The sequence below is a fragment of the Phenylobacterium sp. genome, assembly GCF_041691455.1.
GTDB lineage: Bacteria > Pseudomonadota > Alphaproteobacteria > Caulobacterales > Caulobacteraceae > Phenylobacterium.
In genome coordinates this window covers 276,291-293,685 of sequence record NZ_JBEPUO010000003.1, presented here as the reverse complement: position 1 = coordinate 293,685, position 17,395 = coordinate 276,291, and the positions used below count along the sequence as shown (strand labels likewise).

The following is a 17,395-nucleotide window of genomic DNA, read 5'->3' as shown; positions in this document are numbered from 1 at the left end:
CAGTTCAATCGAACCCGGCGCTACGCGCGGCGCCAGCGGGGTTGGCGCCGCTGTCAGGTCCGCTGGATTGCGGGCCCGCGCCGCCGTCCGCTATGAGGGGTTCAAACACGCGTTTGGGGATGCCAGCCTTGCCCGACCTTTTCGAGCCGATGACCCTGGCCCACGGGCCGGCGATGAAGAGCCGCCTGGCGCTGGCCCCGCTCACCAACCTGCAGAGCCATGTCGACGGCACCCTGTCGGACGACGAGTTCAAGTGGCTGACCTACCGCGCCAAGGGCGGCTTCGCCCTGACCATGACCTGCGCGGCGCACGTGCAGCGGATCGGCCAGGGTTTTCCGGGCCAGCTCGGGGTGTTCGGCGACCAGCACCTGCCTGGGCTGACCCGGCTCGCCGCGACCATCAAGAGCTTCGGCAGCCTGGCGGTGGCGCAGCTGCACCATGCCGGCATGCGTTCGCCCAAGGACCTGATCGGCGAGGCGCCTGTCGCGCCGTCGGACGATGAGGCCACCGGCTCGCGCGGGCTTTCCACCGCCGAGGTCGAGCAGCTGGTGGAGGACTTCGTGGCCGCCGCCGAACGCTGCGAGCGGGCGGGCTTCGACGGCGTCGAGATCCATGGCGCGCACTCCTACATCCTCTGCCAGTTCCTGAGCGAAGGCCTGAACCGGCGCGACGACCGCTATGGCGGCAGCCCGGAGAACCGCGCGCGGGTGATCAAGGAGATCCTCGACGGCGTCCGCGCCCGCTGCCGCCCCGACTTCAGCCTGGGCCTGCGGCTCTCGCCCGAGCGGTTCGACCTGAAGCTGATGGAGATTCGCGAGCTCGCCCGCCAGGTGATGGCCGAGGGCCGGCTCGACTACCTCGACATGTCGCTCTGGGACTACGCCAAGCTGCCGGTCGACGAGGCGCACCAGGAGCGGACCCTGATGGGCTGGTTCACCGACCTGCCGCGCGGCGGGACGCGGCTGGGGTGCGCCGGCAAGATCATGACGCCGGACGACGCACGGACCTGCCTGGAGCGGGGCATGGACTTCGTGCTGCTGGGCCGGGCCGCGATCCTGCACCACGACTGGCCGCAGAAACTGGCCGCCGATCCGGGCTTCACCCCGATCAAGACGCCGGTCAGCGCCGAGCACCTGCGCGCCGAGGGCCTGGGGCCGGCCATGGTGAAGTACATGCAGACCTGGAAGGGCTTCGTCGAAGAGCCCGCCACCGCGACCGAGCCGGCCTGAGGCCCTGCGTTGACGGGGCGGCCCCACGGCCGCACCATCGCACGAAGATCAGAGGAGGCCCCGATGGCCGACGGCGACGTCCTGGACCGCGCGAAATTCCACGCCATGACCGAGGGCACCCAGGAGGACTGGATGGCCATCGGGCGGGCCGCCGCCCCGCACCGCGGCGAGCTCGCCGACCGGCTGCTGGCCCATCTGAAGCTGCTCGACAACGACCACGGCGGCTTCGCGGTCGACCGGCTGGAGCACTCGCTGCAGACCGCGACCCGGGCGCACCGCGCGGGCCAGGACGAGGAATATGTGGTCTGCGCCCTGATGCACGACATCGGCGACATCCTGATGCCGGCCAACCACGCCGAGCTCGGGGCTACGATCCTCAAGCCCTACGTCTCCGAGGCCAACCACTGGATGATGGACAAGCACGGCGTCTTCCAGGGCTATTACTTCTTCCACTACATCGGCCTCGACCGCGACATGCGCGAGCAGTTCCGGGGCCATCCGCACTTCGAATATTGCGCCCAGTTCTGCCACCTCTACGACCAGAACAGCTTCGACCCGGCCTATGACTCGATGCCGCTGGAGGCCTTCGAGCCGATGCTGCGCCGGGTGACCGCCGCGCCCCGGCAATCGATCTACAAGCGCGAGGACGCCGCCTAGGGCGGGACGGCGCCTAGCGCGGCCCGGCGCCGGCTGTGCTGGTGCCGTAGTCGATGCCGGTGTCCTTCCGCGGGCCCGACCCGAAGCTGTAGGTCAGCTGCAGGAAGATCGCGCGCAGCTTCACCCGCGTCACGACCCGGTCGCGCAGGGCCGGCGTGTCGATCACCAGGGTGTCGCGGTAGGAGTTCAGCAGGTCGCGTCCCGAGACGCTGAACGCCCAGTCCTTGTTGAACTGGTGGCGGTAGCCGCCGAACACCAGGCCCAGGGGCTCATGATAGCCCTGCGGCGTCAGCCGCTTGCCGGTCAGCTGGCCGACCAGTTGGAACTGGTCCTTCGGCGTCATCTGGTAGGTGAGCGAGCCGCCGCCGCTGAGGGTCCAGTCCGAGCGCCTGCCGGCGAAGCCCAGCCCCGAGGCGTCGATCTCGTTGTGGAAGGCGTCGCCGCGCACCTGGTAGCTGAGCTTGGAGCCCCACCGGCCCACCGCGACCAGTTCCAGGCCGCCATTCTGGCTGCGGGTGAGGTTCTCCTTGGCGGTCAGCAGCACGCCGCCGCCCAAGTCGGTGACCACGTCGGTCACGCCCTTCTCGTTGTCGCGGAAATAGGCCGTGGCGAGGTAGTAGGTGAAGCCCTTGCGGTACTGGTAGCCGAGTTCGAAGGAGTGGGTCTCCTGCGGCTTCAGATCGGGGTTGCCGGCGGTGAAGTTGAAGGGGTCGCGATAGACGCGGAAGGGGTTGTAGTCCGCCGGCTGCGGCCGGGCGATCCGCTCGGAATAGCTGGCGCGCAGCTCCTGGGCGTCGTCCACCTTCCAGGCGAGGTGCAGCGAGGGATAGAAGCGCGTGTAGTCATTCGAACCCTGGAAGCCGGTGGTGGGATCCTTCATGTCGATCCTGGTGTCTTCCAGCCGCAGGCCGGCCAGCACGGTCAGCTTGTCGATCGGCTGCTGCCAGGTGGCGTAGACGCCGTTGATCGCCTGGCTGAACCTGAAGTCGTCGATCAGAGAGGCGTCGAGGACCTCGGTCGCGACGCTCGGGCCGGTGCGGCCGGAGTTGTCGAAATCGGAGCGGTCGTACTCAAGCTCGTAGCCGGTCTTCAGCTTGGCGTTGTCCGCGAAGGGCCGGGTGTAGTCGACCTTCACGTGGCTCTGGTCGGTGTCGGTGTCGTTTCGGATGTTCTCGGCCCGGTCGGCCACGCCGGCGGTGAGCGCCGTCATGATCGCGTTGCGCTGCAGGCGCTCGGTGTTACGGTCCTGGGTCAGGTCGACGACCAGCTCGTGGTCGGGCTCGGAGCCGAACTTGCGCCGCCAGCTGCCGTTGGCCGCCAGGTTGACGCGGTCCACCGCCACCGTGCCCGTGCGGTCGAAAGCGAGCGGCGCTCCGCCGAGGCCCAGGCCCTGGAAGCTGGTGGCCGTGTCGGCGTCGGCGCGGATCCCCGTCCCGCGCAGTTCGCCCGAGATGCGGGTCTTGGAGTCGGGATCGTAGTCGAACGCGGCCCGGCCGATGAGCAGGTCCACCGTCTGGTCCACGTCGCTGTGCTGGGCGCTGTCGAGGAAGCGGCCGCTGACCGGGTCGAGGCTGGCGCGCTGGTCGTCCAGGGTCACCTGCTGCTTCTCGTGCGCCCAGGCGGCGTCGCCGGAGAGCGTCAGCTTCGGGCCGACCGAGGAGAGGTTGAAGTTGAGCTGGGCCTTGTCGTCGGCCGCCACGGTGACGCGGATCGAGCCAGCCTTGCCCATCTGGCGGGCCTTCTTCGGGATCAGATTGATGATGCCCCCGGAGCCGTCCGGGCGGAAGGCGGCCGAGGGGTTGGTCATCACCTCGACGCGCTCGAAAGCGTTGGCCGGCAGGTTCTGCAGGACCTGGCCGCGCGAAGGCCCCTTGAACAGGCTCGACGGCTTGCCATCGACCATGATGGTGACGCTCGGATCGCCGCGCAGGGAGATGTTGCCTTGCACGTCCACCTGCACCGAGGGGATGTTGCGCAGGGCGTCGGCGATGGAGCCGGTCTGAGCCTGCAGGTCCTTGGTGATGTCGTAGCTGCGGCGGTCGATATCGACGCGCATCCCGGCATTGGACTGGCCCTGGACGGTGACGCCCTCGACCGTCTTGCCGCCGCCAGCCTTGGCCACGGGGGTTTGGGCGGCCGGGGTTTGGGCGGGCTTGGGCGCAGCGGCGGCGGGCGCAGGCGGCGCGGCGGCGAACTCGCCCTTTTCCAGGGTGAGCGGCAGACTGCCCGCGCCCTGCTTCCAGACGCCCACCCAGGCGTTGCGCGCCGGGTCCCACTTGCCTTCGTAGCTGGCGTAGATCTGCGGCAGGCCGAAAGACAGGGCGCCGCCGGCCACCTTGAGGTCGGCGAGCGGGAACCCCTTGGGGCTCTGGTCGATGCTGAGAAACTCACCCTGAAGCTTGCCGTCGGGGCTGGCGCTGACCCGCACGACAACGCGCAGGACGTTGGGCCCCGCGATCAGCACGCCGCGCCAGGCGCCGGCGGCGTCCTGAGCGGCGGCCGGCGCGGCGAGCGCGGCGCAGGCGGCCATCGCCGCGAATTGGAAACCTCGTGACATCAACTGGAACCCCCGTGTCCTGAACCTGGCGCTAGCCGTCCTCGAAGATCGTCTCGATCGGCATGTCGAACAGGCGTGAAATCTTGAAGGCGAGCGGCAGGGACGGATCGTACTTGCCGGTCTCGATGGCGTTGACGCTTTGGCGCGAGACGTCGAGCCGGTCGGCCAGATCGGCCTGGCTCCAATCCCGCTCGGCCCGCAGCACCTTCAGCCGGTTTTTCACCGGTATCTCCAGGCGATGACCGGCGCGGAGAGGCCCTGGGCGACCACGTAGATCGTGGCCACGTGATAGAGCGGCACCATCGGAACGCCTGCCAGGACCTCAAGGAAGCCCCAGACGCTGGTCACCGCCAGCGCCGCGGCCAAGCCGCAGAGCATCGAGAGCATCATGGTCAACCGGCGGAACTCGTCAGTCTCCTCGACTAGGTAGCGGGCGTTGATGACGATCAGGCCCATCAGCGGGATCGCGGGCGCCGCGGCCGCCAGGTAGCGCAGCACGCCGGTGGGCGGATGGCTGCCGAACAGCCGGATGACGAGCGTCAGGACGACGGCGTAGACGGCAAGCGTCGGCCAGACGCGCATCTGGTGGCGCTTCATCGCAGGCGACCAGCGGAGGCGGCCGCGGCGGGAGGTCGGGCTGCTCATCGCTTGGCCGCCGTCCAATATAGGCGCGCGACGAGGAAGCCCAGGAACGGACAGCCGACCCCCAGCAGATATCCGATCTGGAAGGCCCGGAAGAGATCCTTGCCCAGGTGGAAGTGCGCGGGGTCCAGCCAATGCAGGCCGCCCAGTCCGATGAAGGCGTAGCCCACCCCCGAGACGCCGAGCCCGATGGCGCCGCCCCAATACCAGGCGAACTTGCCCGCCTCCTGCTGGAACTCGTCCAGCCGGCGGAAGGCCAGCACCGCCATCCAGAGGCCCCAGCCGGTGGCGATCGCGGCGGCGAGCGTGGTGATCATGACCCGGCTCGTGCCGACATCGGCGGACGAGGTGGGGAAGAGCAGGCGCGTCGCCAGCATCACGGCGAGCACGCCGCCCCAGGCGGCCGCCAGGAACTTCCAGACAGATAGCGAGCGTCGGTCGAACATGCGTCGGCATCCTTGTCTCGAGGCGTCGTGGGGAGAGCGGGCGCTCAGCGTTTCAGCCACCAGGCGGCGCCCACGATGGCGAAGCCGGCGAACTGCGCGGAGGCCAGGCCGAAGGCGCCCAGCGCGACCAGCTCCACGGGGGTCCAACCGCCGTGCAGCGCCGGGTCGAGGAATGGCGCGCCTGCCGCGGCATAGGCGGCCAGGGCCGCGAGGCTCAGCGCCATCGCGCCGCCGCCGCCCCAATACCAGGCGAAACGCGCCGCTGCCCGGCCGGCCTCATCGAGGCGGCCGGCCAGCGTGAGGCTGGCGACGATGGCGGCTCCGACCAGGGCCGCCATGACGGCGAGGGCTTCGGCGGGTCGGCCGAACAGCAGCAACGCCTTGATCGCACCGGAGGCGACGATCGCGAGCAGCGCGGCGCAGAGCATGTAGCTGCGCCCGTCGAGCCAGCCCTTGGCGGTGGTCATGTGAACCTCCCTTGTCTGATTGACAAGGAAACATGACACAAACTATGTGTCAAGCACGCCTGACAAAAAGTCGGCTTCCCTTCCCATTCATCGAAGAGTGGGAACGGTAGGCAGGCGGCGGCGGACCCGCCCTCTCCGCCGCTCTCCCACGCGTGGGAGAGGAAGGATCACTCGTCCCAGACGCGGAAGTGCTTGGAGAGCTTCAGGCCCTGGCGCTGGTAGTGGGAGCCGAGGTCGCCGTAGAGGCGCTCGGGCTTCTCGGTGAGCGGCTCGTAGACCAGGCGGGCGACCGTCTGGCCGTCCTCCAGGATGAAGGGCGTCTCGTGGCTGCGGACCTCGAGCACGCCGCGCGAGCCCTTGCCGTGCGCCTCGTCGGTGCCGAAACCGGGATCGAAGAAGCCGGCGTAGTGCACCCGGAACTCCCCGACCGAGGGGTCGATGGGCGTCATCTCGGCGGCTTCCATCACCGGGATTTCCACGGCGCCCTTCGACGCCAGGATGTAGAACTCGCCGGGGTCGAGCAGCAGCTGGCCGTCCTTGGGCCTGAGCGGCTCCCAGAAGTCGCGCGGGTCGTGGCCGTCCTCGTGGTCGAGGTCGACGAGGCCCGCGTGGCGGCGGCCGCGGAAGCCCGCGATCTCGCCGGTCAGGTCGACGCCGACGCTCTCGGTGCGCAGGCGCTCCGGCGTGCCGGCCTTCAGGCGAAGCTGGTTCAGCCGCGTGCCGGTGCGGACCAGGACCGAGAAGGTCTGCGGCGCGATCTCCATGTAGATCGGCCCGTCATAGCCCTCGTCGACGTCGTCGAAGGCGGCGCCATGATCGGAGAGCAGCCGCACGAAGACGTCGACCCGGCCGGTGGAGCTCTTCGGATTGGCCCGGGCCGAGACGCCCTTCGGCAGCTTGAGCCGCTCCTGCAGCTCGGCGATGTAGACGCAGCCGCGCTCGAGGACGGCGCTGCGGGTCAGGTCGACCTCGTGCATGGCGACAGCGTCGATCCGGTCGCGCACCGTGTGGCGGCCGGGCAGGAACGAGGCGCGCACCCGCCAGGCGCGGGCCCCGAGCCTGAGGTCCAGGCTCGCCGGCTGGACCTGGTCGGCTTCGAAGGACGTGTCGGCGGTGATCGCGCGGTTGGCGATCAGGGCCTCGATGGCTTGGCAGGGCAGGATGCCCGGGCGTTGAAAGTCGCTCATGGGCGGCCAAGACTTAGCGGAGACGGCTGAGGTTGCAAGCGATCTGCGTTCGCTTGCAGGAAAGCCCGGCTTGACGCCCCGGCGCGTCTGCCGTTCAAGCGGCGCTCTGCCCGCAAAGGAGCCCGCCATGGCCGAAGATCCGCGAGACTGGGAAGTCGAGACCCGTCTGGTGCGCGGCGGCATGGCCCGCAGCCCCTATGGCGAGATCTCCGAAGCGCTCTTCCTGACCCAGAGCTTCGCCTACGACAGCGCCCAGGCGGCCGACGCCCGGTTCTCCGGCGCCGATCCGGGCTTCATCTACCAGCGCTTCGGCAACCCGACGACGCAGATCTTCGAGGATCGCCTGGCGCTCCTGGAAGGCGCCGACGTCTGCCGCGCGACCGCCTCGGGCATGAGCGCGGTGCACGCCTCGCTGATGGGCCTGCTGAAGGCCGGCGACCATCTGGTGGCGGGCCGGGCGCTGTTCGGCTCCTGCCGCTGGATCATCTCCGAATGGCTGCCGCGCTTCGGTGTCGAGGCGACCTATGTCGACGCCACCGACCTGGAGGCCTGGAAGAACGCCGTCCGGCCCAACACCCGGGCCTTCCTGATCGAGAGCCCGGCCAACCCGCTGCTGGAGGTGACCGCCATCGGGGCGGTGGCCGACATCGCCCACGCCGCCGGCGCCAAGCTGATCGTCGACAATGTCTTCGCGACCCCGATCTTCCAGAAGCCGCTGGCGCTCGGCGCGGACATCGTCGTCTATTCGGCCACCAAGCACATCGACGGCCAGGGCCGGGTGCTGGGCGGGGCGATCCTGGGCGCCGAGCCGTTGATGACCGAGAGTTACAAGGACCTGCTGCGGCACACCGGCCCGGCGCTGTCGCCGTTCAACGCCTGGGTGCTCCTGAAGGGCCTGGAGACCCTGGAGCTCAGGGTGCGCCGCCAGACCGAGAACGCCACCCGCGTCGCCAACGTGATCGCCGCCCACAGCAAGACCCGCCAGACCATCTATTGCGGCCGGCCCGACCATCCCCAGGCCGCGATCATCGCCAACCAGATGACTGGCGGCGGCAATGTCGTGGCCTTCGACCTGGGCTCCCGCGAGGCCGCCTGGCGGTTCCTCGACGCCCTGCAGATCGTCGACATCTCCAACAACCTCGGCGACGCCAAGTCGATGGCCACCCACCCCTGCACCACCACCCACCGCTCGATGCCGGAGGCCGAGCGCCTGGAGATCGGCCTGACCGAGGGCTGGGTGCGGGTGAGCGTCGGCCTGGAGGGCCCCGGCGACCTCAGCCGCGACGTCTCCCGCGCGCTCGACGCCGCCTGAGGCCTTCGCCGGACGGCCTGGCCGTGGCATGGTGGCGGACATGACGAGCATCCGCATCCTGGCGCTCTGCGCCCTCGTGGGGGCCGGCTTCGCGATCTCGACCGCCCAGGCCGCCGAGATCAAGGATCCCGCGCCGCCAGCCATGCTGGACGAGAAGTCGGTGGGCGCGTGGGTGGCTCAGAACATCCACGGCGAGGGCTGGGTGCTGGTGAACTTCGACGCCGAGGGGGTGCGGCTGGCGACGCCGGAGGGCGTCTCGCTGATGTCGGACGGCCTGGTGGAGACCGACATCCGCCACGAGCTGTTCACCCCGATCCAGCTCGGCGCCGGGATCGCCCGCTCCGGCCTCGCGCACTGGGCGGTGGACTGCGCCGGCAAGCGCTTCGCCGTGGTGCGCAGCATCGCCTATACGCACAACAACCTGATCGGCGAAGTGACCCGCCGGCAGGGCGACCGGCGCCTGTTCCAGGAGCCCGTGGCCTCCGAGGTCGACACCCTGGACGCCGTCTGCGAGGCGATCCGCACCGGCAAGCGCCTCGACGGCCCGCTGGTCGCCGTGAAGCCCGCCAAGCCGTCCTAGACGGCCGCCGTCTCCAAACTCGCCGGCTCCACGGCGTAGAGCTTGGAGCAGTATTCGCAGGTGACGTGGATCTTGCCGTCGGGCTCGACCATGCCGGCGCGGTCGGCGGCGTCGAAGGACTTCAGCACCGTCTCGATGCGTTCCTGGCTGCAGCGGCAGAAGGCGCGCAGCGGCTGGGAGCCGAAGACCCGCACGCCGTCCTCGTGGAACAGGCGGAAGAGCAGTTGCTGGGAGGACAGCAGCGGGTCGATCAGCTCGTCCTCGCCGACCGTCTCGAAGAAGGCCTGGGTGCGGACCCAGGCCTCGGTGGTGGGGCCCCGCGCATCGTCCTCGGCCACCGACTGGATCAGCATGCCGCCGGCCCGCCACCGGAACCCCTGCCCGTCATCTGCCTGGCCGACGGCGAGGCGCACGCGGGTGGGGGTCTGTTCGGACTGGGCGAAGTACTGCTCGGCGCAGAGCGCCAGGGTCTCGCCCTCGATGGCGGTGACGCCCTGGTAGCGATCCATGTCCGGGCCCTGGTCCACGGTCATCATGAAGTGGCCATCGCCCAGCAGCGACCTGGCGCCCGGCCGCGCGAAGCCCTGGGCGGCCTTCTCCACCGCCTCGGCGTCGAAGCCGCAATAGCCGCGCAAGCCGCCGGAGGTGTCGTAGTCGCAGACCACGAAGCGCACCGGGCCATTGCCGCGGGCCTCGACGATCAGCCGGCCGTCGAACTTCAAGTTCGAGCCGACCAAGGCCGCGAGCGCGCAGGCCTCGCCCAGGAGGTTCGCCACCGGCTCGGGATAGTCATGGGCGCGCAGGATTTCGTCGACCGAGGGACCGAGCCGCGCCAGGCGGCCGCGCACGGGCTCGCCCTCGATCTGGAACGCCGTGACGGCGTCGTCGGGAACCGGAGGAATAGGCATCGGCGGCATATAGGGACGGCTTCCAGAGTTGCGAACCCGGCGCGGCGTCGCACCCCTTTTTGGGCACTCAGGCGGGCTTGGACGCGGCGATCAGCGCGAGGGGGTTGGGCGTGGGGTCGGCGACCTTGGTCAGCGTGTTGCGGTCGCGGTGGCGGAACGGCTCGGCCTGGCCGCGGACGGCGAGCATGGTGTCGGAGACGTAGCTCCAGCTGCCGTCGGCGTTGAAGGTCACGGTGAGTTCGTAGGAGTCCGTGTGGAAGGCGTATTCCAGGAAGGCGGTCGAGGCGATGCCGTACTCGGTGTCCCCCCGCTTGGCCCGGACCACCAGGCTGGAGCCGTCCGGATTGGCCTGGCCGCCGGCCAGCGCCACCTGGCCGCGGGGGATTGCGAGCGTCTGCATGATGAGGCCCGTGGCCGGCTCCCACAGCCAGTAGCCCACCTGGTCGTGGAAGGTGATGTCCTCTTCCTCGGTGTTGATGTGGACGTGGTAGCGCAGGCCATAGAGCAGCTGCGGGCCGTTGGCCTGCGGGTCGATCGGCTGCATCTCGATGCGTTCGAGGTAGACCCGCCGCTCCGGGCCATCGGCCTTGGGGTTAAGGTCGATCCCCTTCCTGCCCTCCCAGATTCCGGCCAGCCGTGTCAGCGGGCCGAGATTGGCGAGGGTGTCCGGGTCGACGTCTTCCGGCTCGGTGAAGATGTCGTCGGGAAACGGGTTCATGCGGGAAACCCTCAGATCGCGCCGAAGCACCAGGCGAGGATGGACTTCTGGGCGTGGAGGCGGTTTTCCGCCTCGTCCCAGATCAGGCTCTTGGGGCCGTCGATCACCTCGTCGGTGACCTCCTCGCCGCGGTGGGCCGGCAGGCAGTGCAGGAAGACCGCGTCGTTCTTGGCGAGGTCCATCAGGACCTCGTCCACCTGATAGGGCTCCAGCGCGTCCAGCCGCTCGTCGTGGTCGGTGTCGCCCATGGAGACCCAGGTGTCGGTGATCACCACATCGGCGCCCTTGACCGCTTCGCGCGGGTCGTCGGAGGCGTAGACCTGGCCCTGCTCCTGGGCGGCGCGGGCGAGGTCGTGCAGGTCCGGGTGATAGACCGCCGGCGCGGCGATGTTCAGCCGGAAGCCCAGCTTCGGCGCGGCGTGGATGAAGCTCGCGCAGACGTTATTGCCGTCGCCGACATAGGCCAGGGTCTTGCCGGCCACCGGCCCGCGGTGCTCCTCGATGGTCAGGAGGTCGGCCATGATCTGGCAGGGGTGGCTCTTGTCCGACAGGCCGTTGATCACCGGGATGGTCGAGGACAGCGCCAGGCGCTCGACGTCCTGGTGGAAGTTCGAGCGGATCATCACCGCGTCGACCATGCGCGAGAGCACGCGGGCGGTGTCCTCGATGGGCTCGCCGCGGCCGAGCTGCATGTCGACGGCGTTGGAGATGATCACGTCGCCGCCGAGCTGGCGCATCGCCGCGTCGAACGAGAAGCGGGTGCGGGTGGAGTTCTTCTCGAAGATCATCGCCAGGGTCCGGCCCTCGGCCGGGGCGTCGGCGTCGGGACGGCCCTTGGGCCAGCCCAGGCGCGCGGCCTTGCGGCGCTTGGCGTCCTCCAGGATGGCGCGCAGGTCCGAGCCCTCGAGCTTCCAGAGGTCGAGGAAGTGGCGGGGCGGCTGGCTCACGCCGCCGCCTTCGCCCTGGCCCGGGCGGCCTGGCAGGCGGCTTCGAGCTTCTCGATGGCCTCGCTGGCTTCGGCGATGGTCAGGTTGAGCGGCGGCAACAGGCGCACGCAGTTGTCGCCGCCGCCGGCGATCAGCAGGCGCTGGTCGCGGGCGTGCTGCATGAACTCGCGGTTGGGCGTGTTCAGCTTCAGGCCCATCAGCAGGCCCCGGCCGCGGATGTCGGCGACCACGTCGGGGTAGCGTTCCTTCAGCCCCGCGAACTGCTGGGTGAAATAGCCGGCGACCTCGCGGACGTGGCCCAGGAGCTCCGGCTTCACCAGCTCGGCCAGCGCCGCCTCGCCGACCGCCATGGCCAGCGGATTGCCGCCGTAGGTCGAGCCGTGGGAGCCCACCACCATGCCGCGGCCGGCCTCCGCGGTGGCGAGGCACGCCCCGACCGGGAAGCCGCCGCCCAGCGCCTTGGCGATGGCCATGATGTCGGGCTGGGCCTCGGTCGCCCACTCATAGGCGAAGAGCTTGCCGGTCCGGCCGAGGCCGCACTGGATCTCGTCGTAGATCAGCAGCGTGCCGGTCTCGTCGCAGAGCTGACGGATCGCGGTCAGATCGGCGTCGGGCCAGGAGCGCGCGCCGCCCTCGCCCTGCACGGGCTCCAGGATGATCGCCGCCGTGGTCGGGCCGACCAGAGCCTTGAGGCCCTCCAGGTCGCCGAAGGTCGCGTGCACGAAGCCCGGCATCGGCGGGCCGAAGCCTTCCAGGTAGCCGGCGTTGCCCGAGGCGTTGACCGCCGCCAGCGTCCGGCCGTGGAACGAGCCATCGAAGCCGATGATGTCGATCCGCTCCGGCTGGCCCTTCGCCCAATGGTATTTGCGCGCGGTCTTGATGGCGCACTCGATGGCCTCGGTCCCGGAGTTGGTGAAGAACACCTCGTCGGCGAAGGTCGCGTCGGTGAGCGCCTTGGCGAGCTTCTCCTGGCCGGGGATCGTGAAGATGTTGGAGACGTGCCAGAGCTTCTCGGCCTGCTCCTTCAGCACCTGGACGAGCTTCGGATTGGCGTGGCCCAGCGCGTTCACCGCGATGCCGGCCATGCAGTCGAGATAGGCCTCGCCGTCGGTGGTGTAGAGGCGCGCGCCCTCGCCTCGCTCGAACGCCAGCGGGGTGCGGCTGTAGACCGCCATGATGTGGTCGCTGGGAACGGTCGCGGGAGTCTGGGACGCGGTCTTCTCGGTCACCGGAGGAGCCCTCCAAAACGGAAGCATCCCCGCCGCGATGCGACGGGGACTGGAAGGCTTGGCGTTCTCGTCTTGTCGGGGCGCTGAGTCAACGCCGGAGGGCTCAGGTCTTGATCTTGTAGCCGGTCTTGAACATCCAGAAGCAGATGGCGCCGAAGACCAGGACGATCGCCGCGGTCAGGCTCACGCCGATCGCCAGAGAGCCCTCGGCGCGGCCGATGAAGCCATAGCGGAAGCCGTCGATCAGATAGAAGAACGGGTTGAACTTGGAGAGGGTTCGGAAGGGCTCCGGCAGCCGTTCCACCAGGTAGAAGGTGCCCGACAGGAAGGTCATCGGCATGATCACGAAGTTGGTCACCGTGGCCATGTGATCGAACTTCTCGGCCCAGAGACCCGCCATGATGCCGAGGAAGCCCATGATCATCGCCGCGCCGACGCCGAAATAGACGATGGCCCAGGGCTCCTCGATCGGCGGCCGGGCGAAGAACCATACCGCCACCGCGCTGATCGCGCCCACGAAGAGGCCGCGCGTCGCCGCGCCCGCGCTGAAGCCGATCAGCAGTTCCAGCGGCGACAGCGGCGGGGTGACGAAGTCGCCCATCAGCCCGTTGAACTTGCCCTGCAGCAGGGACGACGAGGAGTTGGCGAAGGCGTTGGAGAGGATCTGCATCATGATCAAGCCGGGGGCGACGAAGGCGCCATAGGCCACGCCGTGCACCTCGCGGCCGCCGCCGACCGCGACGACGAAGACCAGCATGTAGAGGAGCGCGGTCACCACCGGCGCCGCCAGGGTCTGCATGCCGACCTTGAAGAAGCGGCGGACCTCTCGGACGTAGAGGGTCTGCAGGCCTATCCAGTTGATACCGGGGTACTCGCGCGCCGGCGGCGGCAGGACCGCTTCGATCAGGGGCATATCCTTCATGCCCCTCCATGTGCGCCGTGCGCGCCCCGCCCGCAAGAGTGCGGCATTTTCGCCCCCCTTCGGGGGAGATGGCGCCTCGGCGCCAGAGGGGGCGCCGCCCGGCGAAGGCCGGCAGCGACGACGCAACATCTAGTTCCTGTGGACGAAAGCCGGGGCGCCTATTGTGGCTCTTAAGGAGTTGTTTACTACTGGTGGTGGTTGGTGAGCAGCGGAATAGCTGGATGCCACAAGATGTTGATCTCAGGCCGCGCGGGGGTGCGCCGCCAAGGTCACAAAGTGGGAGGCGCGAGATGGGCTGGACGGACGAACGGGTCGAACTTCTCAAGAAGCTCTGGCAGGACGGGCTGTCCGCCAGCCAGATCGCCAAGCAGTTGGGCGGGGTCACCCGCAACGCGGTGATCGGCAAGGTGCACCGCCTTGGGCTCTCCGGCCGCGCGACGCCGTCGAAGCCCGCCCGCACCGTCTTCAAGGCCCCGAGACCGGCCCGCCCCGTCTCGGCCGCGCCCTCGGCCCCGCGCCGGCTCGCCGAGCCGGTGGCCCACGCGCCGCATCCGACGCCCGTGCGCTACGTCGACGAAACGCCCGGCACGGCGACTGTGCTGACGCTCGGCGCCCACATGTGCAAGTGGCCGATCGGCGACCCGTCGCTGGACAATTTCACCTTCTGCGGCCGCCGCGCCGGCGACGGCCCCTACTGCCACGAACACAGCCAGGTGGCCTATCAGCCCGCCCAGGCGAAGAAGCGCTCCGGCCCGAACGAACTCGCCAGGAGCCTTCGCCGCTACATCTGATCCGTTGGGGATGGGGGCGTGTCCGGCCCGCGGCGCAAAAGCGCCCGTCGAGCCGGGCGCGCCCTTTTCCCTTTCTCTCCGCCCCCTCCCCGCGACGCTGAGAACAAGCCGTTGGGTTTGAAGGCGCGGATGGCTACCTTCGCCGCATGACCGACGCGGCGCCCGAGTCTGACGCTCCCACCGAAGATGGCAACGCCAAGCCCTATTCCGTCTCGGAGCTGGCGTTCGCGCTCAAGCGCACGCTGGAGGACGCCTACGGCTTCGTGCGGCTCAGGGGCGAGATTTCCAAGGTCACGCACCACTCCAACGGCCACGTCTACCTGACGCTGAAGGACGAGCGGGCGGCGATCGACGGGGTGGTCTGGAAGGGCCAGGTGCGTGGCCTTGGCATCCGGCCCGAACAGGGGCTGGAGGTGATCGTCACCGGCAAGATCACCGCCTATCCGCAGGGTTCGCGCTACCAGATCGTCATCGAGACCATGGAGGCGGCCGGCGTCGGCGCGCTGCTGGCCCAGCTCGAGCGGCTGAAAGGCAAGCTCGCCGCCGAGGGCCTGTTCGAACCCGGGCGCAAGCAGCCCCTGCCCTACCTGCCCGCGGTCGTCGGCGTGATCACCAGCCCGACCGGGGCGGTGATCCGCGACATCCTGCACCGCATCCGCGACCGCTGGCCGTGCCATGTGATCGTCTGGCCGGTGGTGGTGCAGGGCGATGCGGCCGCGGCCCAGGTCTGCGCGGCGATCCGCGGCTTCGAGGCCCTGGAGGCGGGGGGTGCGATCCCCCGCCCCGATGTGCTGATCGTGGCGCGCGGCGGCGGCTCGGTCGAGGATCTGTGGCCGTTCAACGACGAGGCGCTGGCCCGCACGGTGGCGGCCTGCACGATCCCGCTGATCAGCGCCGTGGGCCACGAGACCGACACCACGCTTATCGACTTCGTCTCCGACCGCCGGGCGCCGACACCGACCGCGGCCGCGGAGATAGCGACGCCGGTGCTGGCCGAGCTGAAAGCCACGGTGAGCGATTTCGGGGCCAGGATGCACCGCTGCGGCGGTCGCGCCGTGGAAGACCGCCGCGGGCGGGTGGAGGCCGCGGGCCGGGCGCTGACCCGGGTCACCGACATGGTCGAGCTCGCCGCCCAGCGGTTCGGGATCGTCTCCGGCCGCCTGGCCGCGGGCCTGGCTAAGAACGCCGCGGCCCACGAGCGCGATCTGGTGCGGGTCTCCTCGCGCCTGACGCCGCTGCTGCTGCAGCGGCCGCAGGCCGTGCAGCGCCAGCGGCTGGACGGCGTCGCCGGACGCCTGCGGCCCGGCATGGCGCGCGGGCTGGAGCGCGCGGCCGAGCGGCTGGATGCGCTCTCCAAGCTCTATCTGTCGGTCGATCCGGAGCGGCCGTTGCAGCGGGGCTTCGCGCGGGTCACCCGGGCCGACGGCTCCATCGTCCACGCCGGCGCGGCGCTGGCCAGCGGCGAGGAAGTGGCGATCAAGTTCGGCGACCAGGTCACCCGCCAGGCGGTGATCGAGGGCGCGGCGACCGACCCGCCGGCGGCGAAGCCTGCGCGGACCAAGCCAAAGGCGTCCCCGACCGCGCAGGGCGACCTCTTCTAACGCCCCCTGTTCCGGACGACGGCGGCGCGCTAAATAGGCGTCCATGAACGCCCACGACCGCGACTTCACAGGCTCCGACCTGGCCCGGCTGCACTACGGCGACGGCGACTTCGCGGTGCTGAAGCCTGGGCGCTATGTGGTCTGCGCCGTCAGCGGGCTGAAGATCCCGCTGGAGCAGCTCCGCTATTGGAACGCCGCCCTGCAGGAGGCTTACGCCAGCCCCGCCGAGGCGCTGCAGCGCTGGCGCGAGACCAACGGCTAGGACTTCCGCCGCTTGTAGATCTCGCCGGGCCACCGCTTGTGGACCCAGAACCACTCCGCCGGCCGTTCGCGAACCCGCTCCTCGATGAAGCTGTTGATGCGGCGCACGCCGGCTTCGATATCGGCGTTGCGGTCGCCGGTGTCCTCCAGGCGGATCGGATCGTGCACCACCACCCGGAACCGCGCCTTGTGCAGCCGTTGGACGCTGAAGGGCTGAATCGGAATTCCGAAGCGCAGCGCGAAGCTCGACGGGCCGGGCGCGGTGTGGGCCATGACGCCGAACAGGGGCGCGGCCACCCCATCGTTGAACTTCTGGTCGTTCATCAGGGCGACGCATTCGCCGCGGCCGAGCGCGCGCAACAGGTCGCGCGTTCCTCTCGCCCCCTTCGGCGCGAATTGGCGCACGCCGTAGCGCGCACGGCTCCTGCGGATGTTGGCGTCGACATAGGGGTTGTTGGTGGCCCGGCCGGTGATCCAGCAGTTGATCCCCGAATGGAGGATCACCGCCGGCATGATCTCGAAGCTGGAAAAGTGGCCTGAGATGAAGACCACCGGCCCCGCCCCGTCGCGGATCGCCGCCAGCCGCTCGGCCCCCACCACCTCGACGCGGGCCGGATCGGCGATGATCCGGTCGAGGATGGGGAATTCCGCGGCCCAACGGCCGAGCTGGTCCCACTGCTCGGCCAGCAGGCGGGCGATCTCGGCGTCGGACGCCTCGGGAAAAGCGATCCGCAGGTTGATCTCCGCCACCCGGTGCGGGCTGGTCAGCGGGCCGAAGGTCCGGAAGAACCAGGCGCCAAAATCGGACACCGCGTCGATCGGGAAGACGCGCGCCAGGACGTCGGCGACGTCATAGGCGAGGGCCTCGAGCCGCCACAGGATGGTTTGCCGCAGCTGAGACGTTGAGTCCGCCATGGCGCCACTACTACGGCCCGCCTCGT

At 69.7% G+C, this 17,395-nt stretch carries 19 protein-coding genes; 7 read left to right on the top strand and 12 right to left on the bottom strand.

Going from position 1 to position 17,395, the window contains the following annotated elements:
- The first annotated feature begins 119 nt into the window (after positions 1 to 119).
- Both ACESMY_RS07925 and ACESMY_RS07920 read left to right on the top strand, forming a co-directional pair.
- Positions 120 to 1,229: an NADH:flavin oxidoreductase gene (locus ACESMY_RS07925; protein ID WP_372783966.1), complete on the top strand. Its 1,110-nt coding sequence runs from the start codon at positions 120 to 122 to the stop codon at positions 1,227 to 1,229.
- Between the two features lie 63 nt (positions 1,230 to 1,292).
- The gene (locus ACESMY_RS07920) at positions 1,293 to 1,886 is read left to right on the top strand and encodes an HD domain-containing protein (RefSeq protein ID WP_372783964.1); all 594 of its coding nucleotides are present in this window, start codon (positions 1,293 to 1,295) and stop codon (positions 1,884 to 1,886) included.
- Positions 1,887 to 1,899: 13 nt separating this feature from the next.
- Here the strand turns inward: ACESMY_RS07920 and ACESMY_RS07915 are convergent, their stop codons facing one another.
- From ACESMY_RS07915 to ACESMY_RS07890, 6 genes are all read right to left on the bottom strand, one after another.
- A complete protein-coding gene (locus ACESMY_RS07915) occupies positions 1,900 to 4,443 on the bottom strand; it encodes a TonB-dependent receptor domain-containing protein (protein WP_372783962.1) in 2,544 nt (847 codons plus the stop codon).
- Positions 4,444 to 4,474: 31 nt separating this feature from the next.
- Complete coding sequence (locus ACESMY_RS07910; protein ID WP_372783960.1) at positions 4,475 to 4,666, bottom strand: helix-turn-helix transcriptional regulator; 192 nt, start codon at positions 4,664 to 4,666, stop codon at positions 4,475 to 4,477.
- A complete protein-coding gene (locus tag ACESMY_RS07905; protein ID WP_372783958.1) occupies positions 4,663 to 5,088 on the bottom strand; it encodes a hypothetical protein in 426 nt (141 codons plus the stop codon). The genes ACESMY_RS07910 and ACESMY_RS07905 overlap by 4 nt, the downstream gene beginning before the upstream one ends.
- Entirely contained in the window at positions 5,085 to 5,531 is a 447-nt protein-coding gene (locus ACESMY_RS07900) for a hypothetical protein (protein WP_372783956.1), read from the bottom strand. The genes ACESMY_RS07905 and ACESMY_RS07900 overlap by 4 nt, the downstream gene beginning before the upstream one ends.
- Before the next feature lie 44 nt (positions 5,532 to 5,575).
- Positions 5,576 to 5,998 (bottom strand): hypothetical protein, encoded by a 423-nt coding sequence (locus ACESMY_RS07895; RefSeq protein ID WP_372783954.1) that lies wholly within the window; start codon positions 5,996 to 5,998, stop codon positions 5,576 to 5,578.
- Positions 5,999 to 6,165: 167 nt separating this feature from the next.
- Entirely contained in the window at positions 6,166 to 7,185 is a 1,020-nt protein-coding gene (locus tag ACESMY_RS07890) for a 2'-deoxycytidine 5'-triphosphate deaminase (protein WP_372783952.1), read from the bottom strand.
- Positions 7,186 to 7,312: 127 nt separating this feature from the next.
- Between ACESMY_RS07890 and metZ the strand changes: the two genes are divergently transcribed.
- Both metZ and ACESMY_RS07880 read left to right on the top strand, forming a co-directional pair.
- On the top strand, positions 7,313 to 8,497 hold the full coding sequence (gene metZ / locus ACESMY_RS07885) for an O-succinylhomoserine sulfhydrylase (protein ID WP_372783950.1): 1,185 nt from the start codon (positions 7,313 to 7,315) through the stop codon (positions 8,495 to 8,497).
- A 40-nt stretch (positions 8,498 to 8,537) separates the two neighbouring features.
- Complete coding sequence (locus ACESMY_RS07880; protein ID WP_372783948.1) at positions 8,538 to 9,077, top strand: hypothetical protein; 540 nt, start codon at positions 8,538 to 8,540, stop codon at positions 9,075 to 9,077.
- Here ACESMY_RS07880 and ACESMY_RS07875 read toward each other — a convergent pair.
- The 5 genes from ACESMY_RS07875 to ACESMY_RS07855 all read right to left on the bottom strand — a co-directional run bounded on the left by ACESMY_RS07875 (position 9,074) and on the right by ACESMY_RS07855 (position 13,801).
- Entirely contained in the window at positions 9,074 to 9,994 is a 921-nt protein-coding gene (locus ACESMY_RS07875) for an Hsp33 family molecular chaperone (RefSeq protein WP_372783946.1), read from the bottom strand. The genes ACESMY_RS07880 and ACESMY_RS07875 overlap by 4 nt on opposite strands.
- Positions 9,995 to 10,052: 58 nt before the next feature.
- The gene (locus ACESMY_RS07870) at positions 10,053 to 10,703 is read right to left on the bottom strand and encodes an FABP family protein (protein WP_372783944.1); all 651 of its coding nucleotides are present in this window, start codon (positions 10,701 to 10,703) and stop codon (positions 10,053 to 10,055) included.
- 11 nt (positions 10,704 to 10,714) lie between these two features.
- The gene (gene argF / locus ACESMY_RS07865; protein ID WP_372783942.1) at positions 10,715 to 11,650 is read right to left on the bottom strand and encodes an ornithine carbamoyltransferase; all 936 of its coding nucleotides are present in this window, start codon (positions 11,648 to 11,650) and stop codon (positions 10,715 to 10,717) included.
- Positions 11,647 to 12,825 (bottom strand): aspartate aminotransferase family protein, encoded by a 1,179-nt coding sequence (locus ACESMY_RS07860; protein ID WP_372784059.1) that lies wholly within the window; start codon positions 12,823 to 12,825, stop codon positions 11,647 to 11,649. Before ACESMY_RS07860 ends, argF begins: the two co-directional genes overlap by 4 nt.
- Before the next feature lie 157 nt (positions 12,826 to 12,982).
- A complete protein-coding gene (locus ACESMY_RS07855; RefSeq protein ID WP_372783940.1) occupies positions 12,983 to 13,801 on the bottom strand; it encodes an ABC transporter permease in 819 nt (272 codons plus the stop codon).
- A gap of 290 nt (positions 13,802 to 14,091) precedes the next feature.
- On the opposite strand from ACESMY_RS07855, the gene ACESMY_RS07850 reads away from it, so the two are divergent.
- The 3 genes from ACESMY_RS07850 to ACESMY_RS07840 all read left to right on the top strand — a co-directional run bounded on the left by ACESMY_RS07850 (position 14,092) and on the right by ACESMY_RS07840 (position 16,455).
- Positions 14,092 to 14,592: a GcrA family cell cycle regulator gene (locus tag ACESMY_RS07850; protein ID WP_372783938.1), complete on the top strand. Its 501-nt coding sequence runs from the start codon at positions 14,092 to 14,094 to the stop codon at positions 14,590 to 14,592.
- A gap of 146 nt (positions 14,593 to 14,738) precedes the next feature.
- Entirely contained in the window at positions 14,739 to 16,193 is a 1,455-nt protein-coding gene (gene xseA / locus ACESMY_RS07845) for an exodeoxyribonuclease VII large subunit (RefSeq protein ID WP_372783936.1), read from the top strand.
- Between the two features lie 43 nt (positions 16,194 to 16,236).
- A complete protein-coding gene (locus ACESMY_RS07840; protein WP_372783934.1) occupies positions 16,237 to 16,455 on the top strand; it encodes a DUF2093 domain-containing protein in 219 nt (72 codons plus the stop codon).
- Here the strand turns inward: ACESMY_RS07840 and ACESMY_RS07835 are convergent.
- Complete coding sequence (locus tag ACESMY_RS07835) at positions 16,452 to 17,369, bottom strand: lysophospholipid acyltransferase family protein (RefSeq protein WP_372783932.1); 918 nt, start codon at positions 17,367 to 17,369, stop codon at positions 16,452 to 16,454. The two genes, ACESMY_RS07840 and ACESMY_RS07835, sit on opposite strands and share 4 nt — an antisense overlap.
- Positions 17,370 to 17,395 lie beyond the last annotated feature (26 nt).

Coding starts and splice junctions, on each gene's coding strand:
- ACESMY_RS07870 (WP_372783944.1), bottom strand. CDS start 10,703: ATGAACCCGTTTCCCGACGACATCTTCACCGAGCCGGAAGACGTCGAC.
- ACESMY_RS07915 (WP_372783962.1), bottom strand. CDS start 4,443: ATGTCACGAGGTTTCCAATTCGCGGCGATGGCCGCCTGCGCCGCGCTC.
- ACESMY_RS07855 (WP_372783940.1), bottom strand. CDS start 13,801: ATGAAGGATATGCCCCTGATCGAAGCGGTCCTGCCGCCGCCGGCGCGC.
- ACESMY_RS07875 (WP_372783946.1), bottom strand. CDS start 9,994: ATGCCGCCGATGCCTATTCCTCCGGTTCCCGACGACGCCGTCACGGCG.
- ACESMY_RS07840 (WP_372783934.1), top strand. CDS start 16,237: ATGAACGCCCACGACCGCGACTTCACAGGCTCCGACCTGGCCCGGCTG.
- ACESMY_RS07920 (WP_372783964.1), top strand. CDS start 1,293: ATGGCCGACGGCGACGTCCTGGACCGCGCGAAATTCCACGCCATGACC.
- metZ (WP_372783950.1), top strand. CDS start 7,313: ATGGCCGAAGATCCGCGAGACTGGGAAGTCGAGACCCGTCTGGTGCGC.
- ACESMY_RS07880 (WP_372783948.1), top strand. CDS start 8,538: ATGACGAGCATCCGCATCCTGGCGCTCTGCGCCCTCGTGGGGGCCGGC.
- ACESMY_RS07860 (WP_372784059.1), bottom strand. CDS start 12,825: ATGGCGGTCTACAGCCGCACCCCGCTGGCGTTCGAGCGAGGCGAGGGC.
- ACESMY_RS07895 (WP_372783954.1), bottom strand. CDS start 5,998: ATGACCACCGCCAAGGGCTGGCTCGACGGGCGCAGCTACATGCTCTGC.
- ACESMY_RS07890 (WP_372783952.1), bottom strand. CDS start 7,185: ATGAGCGACTTTCAACGCCCGGGCATCCTGCCCTGCCAAGCCATCGAG.
- ACESMY_RS07905 (WP_372783958.1), bottom strand. CDS start 5,088: ATGAGCAGCCCGACCTCCCGCCGCGGCCGCCTCCGCTGGTCGCCTGCG.
- ACESMY_RS07900 (WP_372783956.1), bottom strand. CDS start 5,531: ATGTTCGACCGACGCTCGCTATCTGTCTGGAAGTTCCTGGCGGCCGCC.
- xseA (WP_372783936.1), top strand. CDS start 14,739: ATGACCGACGCGGCGCCCGAGTCTGACGCTCCCACCGAAGATGGCAAC.
- ACESMY_RS07925 (WP_372783966.1), top strand. CDS start 120: ATGCCAGCCTTGCCCGACCTTTTCGAGCCGATGACCCTGGCCCACGGG.
- ACESMY_RS07850 (WP_372783938.1), top strand. CDS start 14,092: ATGGGCTGGACGGACGAACGGGTCGAACTTCTCAAGAAGCTCTGGCAG.
- ACESMY_RS07835 (WP_372783932.1), bottom strand. CDS start 17,369: ATGGCGGACTCAACGTCTCAGCTGCGGCAAACCATCCTGTGGCGGCTC.